The 10,739-nt window shown below is 68.3% G+C and carries 10 protein-coding genes and 3 pseudogenes; 1 reads left to right on the forward strand and 12 read right to left on the reverse strand.

The window, feature by feature from the left end:
- The 9 genes and pseudogenes from OG245_RS00500 to OG245_RS00540 form a co-directional block, all read right to left on the reverse strand.
- Nucleotides 1-396, reverse strand: a complete 396-nt coding sequence (locus OG245_RS00500) for a VOC family protein (protein ID WP_371621545.1) — start codon at nucleotides 394-396, stop codon at nucleotides 1-3.
- Nucleotides 397-621: 225 nt separating this feature from the next.
- On the reverse strand, nucleotides 622-1,602 hold the full coding sequence (locus tag OG245_RS00505; protein WP_371621546.1) for a TIGR03557 family F420-dependent LLM class oxidoreductase: 981 nt from the start codon (nucleotides 1,600-1,602) through the stop codon (nucleotides 622-624).
- A 195-nt stretch (nucleotides 1,603-1,797) separates the two neighbouring features.
- Nucleotides 1,798-2,466 carry an HAD family hydrolase gene (locus OG245_RS00510; RefSeq protein WP_371621547.1) on the reverse strand — a complete coding sequence of 223 codons (669 nt, stop codon included), beginning with the start codon at nucleotides 2,464-2,466 and terminating at the stop codon, nucleotides 1,798-1,800.
- Between the two features lie 56 nt (nucleotides 2,467-2,522).
- A pseudogene (locus OG245_RS00515) lies at nucleotides 2,523-2,851 on the reverse strand (plasmid stabilization protein).
- A 130-nt stretch (nucleotides 2,852-2,981) separates the two neighbouring features.
- Complete coding sequence (locus tag OG245_RS00520; RefSeq protein WP_371621548.1) at nucleotides 2,982-3,146, reverse strand: hypothetical protein; 165 nt, start codon at nucleotides 3,144-3,146, stop codon at nucleotides 2,982-2,984.
- A 198-nt stretch (nucleotides 3,147-3,344) separates the two neighbouring features.
- Nucleotides 3,345-3,860: a hypothetical protein gene (locus OG245_RS00525; protein ID WP_371621549.1), complete on the reverse strand. Its 516-nt coding sequence runs from the start codon at nucleotides 3,858-3,860 to the stop codon at nucleotides 3,345-3,347.
- Between the two features lie 635 nt (nucleotides 3,861-4,495).
- The gene (locus OG245_RS00530) at nucleotides 4,496-4,939 is read right to left on the reverse strand and encodes a DUF2267 domain-containing protein (RefSeq protein WP_371621550.1); all 444 of its coding nucleotides are present in this window, start codon (nucleotides 4,937-4,939) and stop codon (nucleotides 4,496-4,498) included.
- 111 nt (nucleotides 4,940-5,050) lie between these two features.
- A complete protein-coding gene (locus tag OG245_RS00535; protein WP_371621551.1) occupies nucleotides 5,051-5,908 on the reverse strand; it encodes an RNA polymerase sigma factor SigF in 858 nt (285 codons plus the stop codon).
- Nucleotides 5,909-6,433: 525 nt separating this feature from the next.
- Nucleotides 6,434-6,937 (reverse strand): annotated as a pseudogene (locus OG245_RS00540) (transposase); the annotation flags it as partial.
- A gap of 12 nt (nucleotides 6,938-6,949) precedes the next feature.
- Here OG245_RS00540 and OG245_RS00545 point away from each other — a divergent pair.
- Complete coding sequence (locus tag OG245_RS00545) at nucleotides 6,950-7,219, forward strand: hypothetical protein (protein WP_371628098.1); 270 nt, start codon at nucleotides 6,950-6,952, stop codon at nucleotides 7,217-7,219.
- A gap of 280 nt (nucleotides 7,220-7,499) precedes the next feature.
- Here the strand turns inward: OG245_RS00545 and OG245_RS00550 are convergent.
- From OG245_RS00550 to OG245_RS00560, 3 genes and pseudogenes are all read right to left on the reverse strand, one after another.
- Nucleotides 7,500-7,664, reverse strand: a pseudogene (locus OG245_RS00550) (IS5/IS1182 family transposase); the annotation flags it as partial.
- A 345-nt stretch (nucleotides 7,665-8,009) separates the two neighbouring features.
- The gene (locus tag OG245_RS00555) at nucleotides 8,010-9,290 is read right to left on the reverse strand and encodes an MFS transporter (protein WP_371621552.1); all 1,281 of its coding nucleotides are present in this window, start codon (nucleotides 9,288-9,290) and stop codon (nucleotides 8,010-8,012) included.
- Nucleotides 9,291-9,404: 114 nt separating this feature from the next.
- On the reverse strand, nucleotides 9,405-10,658 hold the full coding sequence (locus OG245_RS00560) for an ATP-grasp domain-containing protein (RefSeq protein WP_371621553.1): 1,254 nt from the start codon (nucleotides 10,656-10,658) through the stop codon (nucleotides 9,405-9,407).
- Nucleotides 10,659-10,739: the final 81 nt, after the last annotated feature.

Genomic DNA, 10,739 nt, shown 5'->3' on the forward strand with positions numbered 1-10,739 from the left:
TCAGTCGAGGTAGTGGGCATGCCCCTGGTCGTCGAGGCCCACGGAGCCGGATCCCTCCGGGATGATGCAGAACTCGTTGCCCTCGGGGTCGGCCATCACCAGAAAGCCGCCATCGGTGTATTCCTCCAGGCGTCTTCCTCCGAGTGCCTCGACCCGCCGCTGCTCGGCCGCCGGATCTGGGGAGGCGAGGTCGAGGTGCATGCGGTTCTTCCCTGGCCTGGGTTCACCGGCCTGCTGAAAGCCCAGTCCCAGGCCGTTCTTCCGCCGCAGCCAGATATAGGGGCCCGTGCGGTCCACGATGGGTCGGGAGAGCAGCTCCGACCAGAACGCGGCGAGGCGCTCGGGGCTGTCGGCGTCGATGACGAGGGTGTCGATCTGCGGAGGTGCTTCTGTCATGCCTTGATCCTGTGTCACCGGGCGACCTCGCGGAAATGCGGTCCCCTCTTCCGACAATGACTCGCTGGGCTTACCGATCTCGGCAGTCTGGCCGACTCGATACGCGGCCGGGCTACTTCGTATCGGACGGGTAGCCGCAAAGGCACTCCTCTTCCAGGCGCAGTCTGCGGGCGTTCCTCCTGCGCGGACATCGGCACCAGATCCGGCGTGTACATTCCTCAGCTTTCAGGATCGCGCGTCGTTCGGCCTGAGCTGTCGGATGCGTCCGTCGAGCTCACGTCGGTAGAAGTCGATGAAGCCGTCGGGGTCGGGGCCCGCGTTCTGCATGACCAGCCTGTCGAAGCCCGCGTCGACGTAGCTCTGGGCGACCTCGATGTAGCGTCCAGGGTCTGCTCCGCAGGCGAACTTCTTCAGGATGTCCTCCTCGCGCACGGTGGTGGTCGCGGCATCGAAGTTGACCGGATTGGGCAGCTCACTCATCACTTTCCACCCGGTCAGCGCCCACCGCGAGGTCTCGAGAGCGGCGCGGGCGGCGGTGTGCGCGTCGGGCGCCCAGGCCATCGGGACCTCGCCGTAGCACGGGCCGGCTCCCCCGGCGTCACGGTAGTGCTGGATGATGCTCGGCTTGTCCTCCGTGGCGAACAGGCCGTCACCCAGCTCGGCGGCGATGCGGGTCGACAAATGACCGCTGGCGGCCACGGCGATCAGGGGAAGTTCGTCGGGGAGGTCGAAGACCCGGGCGTCCTGGAGCCGCAGATGCTTGCCCTCGTAGGACCGGTACCCACCGCTCCAGAGCAGCCGGATGATCTCCAGGGCTTCGGTGAGCATCTCGTGCCGGGGATGGACCGCGTCCGGGAACCCGGGGCCGACGACGTGTTCGTTGAGCCGCTCCCCGGAGCCGACGCCCAGGACGAAGCGGCCTTCCGAGAGCAGGGCGAGTGTCGCGGCGGCCTGAGCGATGATGGCGGGGTGGTAGCGCACGGTGGGACACGTGACTCCGGTCGCCAGACCGATCCGCGATGTCCTGGCCGCGATGCTTCCCAGCACTGTCCAGGCGAACGGTGAGTGCCCCTGGTTGTCGAGCCAGGGGTGGTAGTGATCGCTGATCTCGACGAAGTCGAATCCCGCCTCCTCGGCGAGCACAGCCTGCCTGACCAGCTCCGCCGGGCCGAATGCCTCCGCCGCCAGCTTGTATCCCACCTGCATGTGGTCCTCATTCCGCACGTGTCGTGGCCGCATCTTCCGCACAGAGGTACCCCCTGATCTCCGTACGTAACGATCGCGAGCAGAGGCAGAGCGGGATGCAGCCCGGACCTGGCCCCTCCGGGTGATGCTCGGCGGTACCGCGGCCGTCATGTCCGGCCCGCCCGGCTGCGCGACTGAAGGTTCGAGGTCCGCGCGTCAGCCTGGACCTGGGCCGAAAGGGCTGTCGTCGAGGCGGTCTAGGAGATCGGCGACATCCCCGTACACCGCTTCCGCTCCAGCCCGCTCCAGGTCCGTCCGAGGGATACCGCCCGACAGGAGAGCAACCGCGGTCGCCCCGGCCCGCCCCGCCGCCTCCATGTCCCACACCGTGTCGCCCACGAACACCGCCCGCTCCGCACTGGCTCCGGCCAGCCGGCACGCCAGCTCGACAGGCTCCGGTGAGGGCTTGCCCCGGTCGACGTCATCCGCACTCGCCGTGGCCAGGATCGCCTCGTCCGCGTCCACCGCCCGCCGCAGAGCCGCGAGCTCCGCCCCGCCCGCCGACGTGGCGAGGACAACCCGCCAACCGCGTCCGGCCAGGGCGCGCAACAGGTCGCCCGCGCCCGCGAAGGCAGGGAGGCGGTCGAAGTACGTCGCGTAGAGCACGGTGTGGGCGGAGCTGATGGCCGCATCCTGCTCGGGGTCCCTGTCAAACCCCAGCAGTCGCTCGATCAGATCACCGGAGCCGAGGCCGACCGCCCGGTGGATGTCCGGCATCGGCACTGTGTGCCCGGCCTGCCGGAAAGCCTCCCACCACGACACCACGTGGAGGTGATTGGTATCGGTAAGTGTGCCGTCCACATCGAAGATCGCCGCGCCCGTCATGGTCTCCCGCTTTCAGTGGCTGTCAGGCCTTGCGCACCTGGACCCGCCGGTGGGCGTCAGCGTCCGAGGCCCTTGCGGAGCTCCTCCCTGTTCATGGAGGAACGCCCGTCGATGTTCTTCTTCCTGGCCTCCGCGCACAGCTGGTCCTTCGTGGGACCCTGCGCGCCCTTGTGGGAGCGTTCGCCGCCGCGTTCGTAGGCGGACCTTCCCGGCCTGCGTCGACGTCCTGCTCGCCGTCGTCGACTCGCCGGACCGGGCGCGCTGCTTGTTGACGGTCCGGGCCGCGATCTCCTTCGCACGACCCTCCGACGCGCCCTGTTCCTCCTGGCTCTCCTTGATGTGCCCGTACTGCCGCTTCACGCTTCCTGCTGGACCCGGCCGGCACGACATACTCCTCACTCGTCTCGGCGGTGTGGCGGGCCCGGAGTCCGTCACGAAGGCCGGAACACCCACCGCGTTTCCTCTACGGACCCCACTAAACAACGCACCAAGGGATTGCGCCTCTGGAGGCAGAATCAAGAAGTGTCACTCCCTGAAGCCAGCAGGGCGACGGTCAGCTCCGCAGCGCTCTCGTCGAGCGCCGGAGCAGCCTGATCGCCGAACTCGTTATCTGCCGCACCCAGCTCGCCGCGCTCAAAAGCACCGGCCGCTGCCGCCTCGTTGCCGTGGTCCGTCCGCACGAGGTGGAGAGGGTTTTCTCAGGCACCCGGCATGTCAGCCAAGTTGACACCGCGCACTGAACCGCTCCGGATCGATGGAAGTCCCGTGTGAGGCTTCGCACCGACAGCGGTGGGTACATCCGCAAGCATGGATGCCGGCGCATGGATATCGCTGATAGCTACGGGGATCGTCCTGCTCGCCGGGGCGGGGCTCATCTGCTACGAGCACTGGGGATCCGGCGCGAACCGGAGCCGGAAACAAGACCTCGGTCCGGACCACACCAGCGACGGAGGCGGAGGCGGCTGACGGTTCGGCCGAACCGCGCTGGGCGGCAAGCCGGCCGGGGAGACCTTCGGGTCGCCGGCCTCGCGGATCCTCTCCCAGTAGCGGGCCAGCTGCTTCATCGTCGCGTTGACCTCTTCGAGGAGGATCAACAACCGTGGGCCGATGGCCTTCGGATCGGCGCCGATACCGAGCTCGTCAGCGACCCGCGTACGGCGCCGCCCTTCGATGCCGAGGGCGATGAGCTGGTCATGGATGTCGGCGACGTCGGCGCAGCAGGTGACGCGGGGCAGGCCGCGCGCCCAGAGGTGGGAGATCCGCTTGGTGTCCAGGACGAAGACGCGTGAGCCGTGGTGGAGCATCTGGCAGGCGATGCACCGCAGGATCACCGACTTGCCGCCGCCGGTGGAGGCGTTGACGAGGATGTGCGGCGTCCAGGTCGACGGAGACAATCCGCCCGCCGGTCCCGAACCCGATGAGCGGGGCGGACTCCTTCGCCTTGGCGACCAGCTCCCGCGTCTTGGGGTCCTTGAAGAGGGCTGTGGCCGGGGGCTTGCGGGTCTTCTTCACCAGCACGTACGGCTTGCGGCCCTCCGGGTGCCAGGAGAACGTGACGCCCTGGAGGGCGAGTTCCTGGGTGATGAGGTCGGCCACCACGTCGCGGAAGAACCCGAGCCGGGCGGGCAGGTCGATGCGTATCTGTGCGTCGTCGTCGGAGAAGTTCTTCGGGATGTGGAGGTAGCGGCGCGGGTCGGTCTGCTCCGCCAGCCCGAGCGGCTGATGCAGGCCTCGTGCAGCGGGCCCACCCACTCGCGCATCAGCTCCCGGCGCTCACGGGTGAGGACCATGTACGTCGCGGTGCCCACCGTGAGGACCGAGGCGGCGCCGATCCCGGCGGGCTCCAGCGCGGCGAGCGCCGCCTCCCGGTTCCCCCACAGCTCCGTCAGCTCCCTCATTCTCGCGGGTGGCGTCCAGATCCCGGGTGGTCAGGTAGCCGCTCTCCGCGACCCCGCCACCAAGGGCGAGGCGGAAGGACAACCGTGGTGCTTGAGTACTTCCGGATGCTCTCCTGCCGTGTTCTTGGTGTCTACGCGGCTGGGGTGAGATCGGCTTGGCCGAACAGCAGTGCCCAGCCTGTGGGGAGCTGGTGGAGGATGCGGGTGATCAACAAGGGGCCGGCCTGAGCGGAAACTGCGGTGAAGACGGCGCCGATGTCCCAGCGGGTGGTGGCCAGGGACGCGCCGGAGCGGGTGGCGACGTCCTTGGCGAAGTCCCATCCGGTGAGCGGCTGGGGGCCGGGAATCTGAGAGGTCAGTACGCGTGCCGCCTCATGGGGCAGGCAGCGTGCCAGATCGACGCGTTCGTCACCGGTCAGTTGGCGCCCGAGTCCGGCGAGCACCAGGCGAACGGCTTCGTCGGCCCGCTCACGGGTTGGGTAGGCGCCTTCGTAGCGAATCATCTCCAGCAGCTGCTCGTACCCGGTCGAGTACGGCTGCTGGTGCTCTCGCGGTCCGCGCGCTTCGGTGATCACTGCGGTACATGCCTTTCAGTTGTGGGAGTGCAGGGTGCCCGAGTTCAGCGAGCACCAGGCGGGGGATTCGCCGGCCCGCTTCGGGTGGGGTGGGCGGTGAGCTGACCGTGTTCAGTGCTGGGTGAGCATGGCCACGCGTAGCTGGGTGAGCAGGCGTTTGAGAAGTCGGGAGACGTGCATCTGAGATATGCCGAGGTGCTCGCCGATCTGTGCCTGGGTCATCTCCTGTCCGAAGCGCATGGTCACGATCTCGCGGTCCCGGTCGTCGAGTTCCGCCAGGAGCGGGGCCAGGGCGTGGAGGTCCTCGACCAGTTCCATGGCGGGGTCGATGTCGCCCTTGATGTCGCCGTAGGTGACGGTCTCGGCGCTGTTCGGTTCGGTGCCGATGGGAAGGTCGAGGGAGCCGGCGGTGTAGCCGTTGGCGGCGATGAGGCCTTCGATCACCTCTTCCTCCACGAGGTCCAGGTGTTTGGCAAGTTCCGCGACGGTGGGGTCGCGATCGAGCCGGCCGGAGAGCTCTTCGCGGGTCTTGGCAAGGGTGACCCGCAGTTCCTGCAGGCGGCGAGGCACGTGGACGGCCCATGTCGAGTCGCGGAAGAACCGTTTGATCTCCCCGACGATGTAGGGGATGGCGAAGGAGGTGAACTCGACTTCGCGGCTGAGTTCGAAGCGGTCGATCGCCTTGATCAGGCCGACGGTGCCGACCTGGATGATGTCCTCCATCTCACCGCTGCCGCGGTTGCGGAAGCGCTTGGCTGAGAAGTGCACCAGCGACAGGTTCATCTCGATCAAAGTGTTCCGGGCGTACTGGTGATCGGGCGTGCCCTCTTCGAGCATCTGCAATCGCTCGAAGAATAGGGAGCTCAGCTCCCGCGCGTCCTTGGGAGCGACCTTCCACGGATCCTCGATCCACGGAAGCCAGGGAGGAGTGCTATCAACCACGCCCGATTTTGTTGAGGTTATCGGCATGCCACGTCCCCTGACGTCACCACCTCGCGCAGGCAGTTGCGCGTACTGCGTAGCGGGCAGAGTCCGCCCCTCTTGTTCCGCTGCGTCTTCGGAAAACCGAGGGTATTGCGATGCGCCACGCATGCACGTCTCCCAACTACTGCAAATTGTTTACAGCACGGGAGGCCATGACCAGACACACCTCAGGGCGGCTCTATACGACGCTCCCGTGAGTGTGCCTGTCTGCCTAAGCACGCTGATTCTTCGTGTGTCCCTGATCGGCGTACTCAAACCTGCCCGTGCTCACATCTGGCGTCGGGTCTTGACCTCGTCCATCCGGCGAGGTTGAGGTTGTGCATGCGTACGATGCCGAGCATGGCGTGGTAAGGGCTGTCCCGCAATTCCCGGTGGATCAGCGTGCGGCGTCAGATGCGGTGCATCGCAAGGCGGAGGGACGTCCGCATACTGGACGTATGGGACGTTCCGACAACGCGGCGAGGTGCCGTAGCTGTCGCCGCGCGCCCGCCGGGAATTGCGGGACAGCCCTTAGACACCATCGCGTTCGAGGCGGCAGTCGCGGAGGATCTTGCAGGTCTTCATGCGGGCAAAGACGTGCTCGACGCGGGTGCGAACCTGCTTGTGGGATTTGTTGCGGGCCTGCCTCCGACCGGGCAGTTCCTCGGCTTTGCGGCGCCGGTAAGGCATACGAGTCCGATGCCCGGACAGCCGCCGTCGGCGAGGGTGGTGGTCGTGCCGACGGCAGCCTCGGCTCCTGACTCCTCCCATGCCTCGCAGTCATTGCGGTTACCGGGTTCCGGGCGGCCCGCCAGGACGACATGGCGGGTATCAGCGTCGATGACGACCTGGTGGTTGGTGGAGGATCGATAGTTCTTGGACCGCTCGGCGTTGGTGTGGTCACCGGGGGGGCGCGAGCGTTCCGTCCACGATCAGTACGGTGTCGTTGGCGAAACACTTGCGGGGGCGGAGCGCGATCATCGGCCCGAGATGGTCGATGATCCGGTCTGCGGCTGACTTCGACACACCGAAAAGTCGAGGAGGGAGGTGTGGCGCACCGAGGACCACGACCAGGCGCTCCGGCTCCTCGCCGATCGGGGCCGCGTCCACCCCAACGAGGCGCGCTTCCAGATCCTCACGACGTGGGGCGAGCTCCGGCGCGGCCGCCGGCCCGACACCCACGACCTCCTCGACGACTGGGTCGTCCTCGCCGCGAGGAACTCGGACGTGGACGCCCAAAAGAACTGGGGCGCAGCAGATCCGCCGCGCCGCCGACGACCTCGGCACCGAGCGGACGTACGCGCTTCCCAGCGGTGACCGGGTCACCCTCGCCGAGGGCGACGCCGTACGGAGCCGCGCCAACGACTACCGGTCCAGCCGCGGAGAAGGGCCGGACCTCCTCAACGGGTACCGGGCCGTCGTCAGCCAGCTCGCCGACAACGGGCGGGTCGAGGTCACGTGGCGCACCCAGGAGCGCGGGCACGACGCCGCCTACGTGTCCGCGTGGCCCACCCCGGACCAGATCGCGGGCGGGCCCTGTCGCTGGGTACGCGATGACCATCGCCGCCTCGCAGGAAGTGATCCGGTCGGAAAAGTGCCGTCCTCCGCGGCCGGCCGGTGGCCTGCGGACCTGGATCTCGGTGGTATCCAGCCGCAGCACGACGTCCTCGGCCTGGGCACGGGCGAACACGTCCGCCAGTATCCGACGGCGAAGGGCAGCACGGTCGGGGACCGCGCGCCCCCGCTCGGTCAGGAGGGGCCGATGCCGAACAGGTCTTCACCGACTGGCACTCCCCGCTCCCTCGCCGCCCCGGCGAGGGAGCGGCCTCGAGGACCAGATGTGCCCATCCCTGTCGGATCCGCTTCAACACGCAGATCCAACAGGGAACTCGTGGCGTTCGACGTCCTCCAAGTCGAGCGGCAGCCGGTTCGCACCCAGTCGTTCGAGCGTCGACGCGCTTTGCGCGAGGGGCTGTTCGCCGATCGACCGGGACGAGTGAGCCCCGTCGCCTCCTGGCGCGCTCGGAGGCGACGGGCTACTGCCGTCCAGTGGGGCCCGGTCGGCGGAGGTACGCAAGGCGGCCGAGTCCAGGCGCCGGCACGACGGTCAGGCGGAGGTGCTTCTGGTTGCCGGGTCGGGCTTCGGTTCCGGCTGGGGCTGAGGGTGGGGAGGCGCGGTGCTCAGGGAGCGGGCCTCCCGGTCGAGGACCAGGGTGATGCCGACCAGGAGCATCGGGACCGCCGCCAGGGCGAACCCCCAACGCATGTCCCACCCGACCAGCAGGCCCATGGCCGCGATCGAGAGCGGCTCCAGCGTGACCCGGGGCAGGTCCATCACGCTGCTGATCCGGCCGAGCGCCTCGGCGGGGGCCCTGGTCTGGATAAAGGTGGGCAGGGCAACGTCGCTGGAGTACGCAACGCCGATGCCGAGCAGTACCAGCACCGTCACCGCCAGCCAGAGGCTGGGCAGGAAACCCAGGAGCATGAAGGCGATACCCTCGCAGAGCGTCATCCCGATGATCAACATGCCCCAGCGTCGTGGTAGGCCCGTGAAGACGGCACCGATGGTGCCGAGCAACTGGCCAAGTCCCCAGGCGGACAGCAGAGCCCCGAGGGCGAGTGAGCCTTCCGGGAAGCTGCCGGCGAGTGCGGGAAGCCCTACGCTGAAGAGCCCGCTGTAGCTGAGCGCGGCGGCGCCGATCAGCATGAGAACGATACGGATCTCCCGGCTCCGGGCGGCGTAGCGGAGCCCGTCGACGATCTCGGTACGGATCGCGGCGATCGATTTGGCGGTTTCCCCCGCGGTTCCGGACGGCTGTTTCCGCGGCGCGGCGAGTACGGTCAGCGCGGCGAGGAAGAAGGTACCGGCGTTCAGCAGAATGGCCGTCGGCGAACCGAAGAGGGTGACCATTGCGCCGCCGAGGACGGGGCCGAGGAGCCGGGATCCCTGCTCGCCGAATCCCACCAGCGCATTTCCGCGGGCCAGGTGCTCGGAGGGAAGGAGCGAGGGCATGATGCTCGCGGTGGCCGGCCAGAAGAACGCCTCGGCGGCTCCGGTCAGCGCGCCGAGTGCGTACAGATGCCAGACCTGGACGCCGTCCGCAAAGGCGATGAGGCCGAGCAGAGTGACCGCGGAGCCCCTGGTCAGGTGCGAGAGGAACATGACGGTACGGGGTGACATGCGGTCGGTCACGGCACCGCCGACCAGGAGCAGCACGCCACGCGGCACCGCCTGCACCAGCAACACCGCCGCGAGGGTGGCGACGGACCCGGTCTCCTGGAGGATCAGCCAGATGAACGCGACTTCGAAACTGTAGTCCCCGACCAGGGACAGGGTCTCACCCAGCCAGACCCGGCGGAAAGGGCGGTGGAGAAGCGGCTGGCGCACTTTATCCAGCATGGTCTGCCCCTGCTCGGTCGGAGGTCGGGTGGTTGAGGGTGATTACTCGCTTTCTTTGGTGTAACCGGGCGAGGGAGGCGTCTTTGCTGTCAGTCGCACTATTCACTGAACCGCATACTCCAGATGGAATTTCTTGTTTAATTCCATGATGAGCCCGTGCAGGCTGTCATGGTTCTTCACTTCTCCACGGACGAAGCCGAGGCGTTGTGCGGGAAATCTCCAGTCGACTGGCTGCCCGGGCGCGGCTACCACATCGACTTCGCGCACTCCGGGCATCGCCCGCACCGCGTCGGCGCCGTCGATCGACCGGAGTTCGCCGACGAGGCGCGGCGGCACGATGAAGTACTCGAAGACGACCGCCCCGCTCGGGGAGGGAGCCGGTTCGACGTCTCTCCCTAGGGCCAGTTCGCAGGCGGTCGCAAGGAGGTCCACCCCATGGGCCCGCCGGAGCAGGTCGGCGGCCCGGCCGCCGACCCGGCCGTTGACCTCGATGACACGCGGTCCGTCCGGCGTCAGCTTCACCTCCGTGTGCGTGACCCCGGTGCGCACGCCCAGCGCCCGTACGGCGGCTGCCGCGAGGGCGGCGACATCTCGCTCGGCCCCGGAAGACAGGGTCGAGGGCAGAAAGAGCCCCGTCTCCCGGAGCGGGTCGGCCAGGGCGAACTTACCCGTCACACAGATCGTCCGCACCTCGCCACGGACGACCACGGCTTCGACGGAGACGTAGTCGCCCCAGCGTTCACCCGCCGCCGAGGGGTCCCCCGGCAGATACTTCTCCACCACGAAGACCCGCTCGTCGCCGTCGGACATGATCTCCGCGAGTCGGCCGTGCTGCTCCGTGCCGTCCAGACGCAAGGTGTCCCGACTGCCCGCCCCCACTCGCGGTTTGACCACCACCGGATGGCCCAGGAGCTCCACGGCGGCCAACACTCCGGCGGCGGAGGACGCCTCCAACGTCGAGGTGTCGTCGACCCCCGCGGCAGCGAGCGCCGCGCGCTGAGCCGTCTTGTCGGTGAGCAGCCGTACCGTCTCGGGGCGATGGCCGGGCAGTCCGAGGATTTCGGCGAGTTGGGCGGTGACCCCGAGACAGAACTCGCTGAAGGTGACGACGGCGTCGGGCCGCTCGGCCCGCAGGACCTCCGCCGCCTCTCGGATGTCCATCCCGCTGATTTCGCAGACACGTGCCTGCCGTCGGATTCCGGGGAGCAGCGGCGCGACCCCGGGGACAGCGGTGTCGCAGACGAAAACGATCTCGCACAGGGCGCGGGCCGCGCGCAGGACGGCGGCGGGGCCGGCGGAACCCAGTCCGTAGACGACGGCGACCGTCGGAAGATCCGACGCGGGAAGCGCGTTCATCCGCGTACCTCCGCCGCGTCCGAAACGCTCGGAGGAACGGGGTGCGCGGCACTGGTGGAGCCGACCGGCGCTGACGGACGG

The organism is Streptomyces sp. NBC_01116 (assembly GCF_041435495.1).
In the GTDB taxonomy this organism is placed as follows: domain Bacteria; phylum Actinomycetota; class Actinomycetes; order Streptomycetales; family Streptomycetaceae; genus Streptomyces.

Excerpts from the sequence above, each read along its gene's own strand:
- OG245_RS00505 (WP_371621546.1), bottom strand. The coding sequence starts at position 1,602 with ATGCAGGTGGGATACAAGCTGGCGGCGGAGGCATTCGGCCCGGCGGAG.
- OG245_RS00535 (WP_371621551.1), bottom strand. The coding sequence starts at position 5,908 with ATGCCGATAACCTCAACAAAATCGGGCGTGGTTGATAGCACTCCTCCC.
- OG245_RS00560 (WP_371621553.1), bottom strand. The coding sequence starts at position 10,658 with ATGAACGCGCTTCCCGCGTCGGATCTTCCGACGGTCGCCGTCGTCTAC.
- OG245_RS00500 (WP_371621545.1), bottom strand. The coding sequence starts at position 396 with ATGACAGAAGCACCTCCGCAGATCGACACCCTCGTCATCGACGCCGAC.
- OG245_RS00510 (WP_371621547.1), bottom strand. The coding sequence starts at position 2,466 with ATGACGGGCGCGGCGATCTTCGATGTGGACGGCACACTTACCGATACC.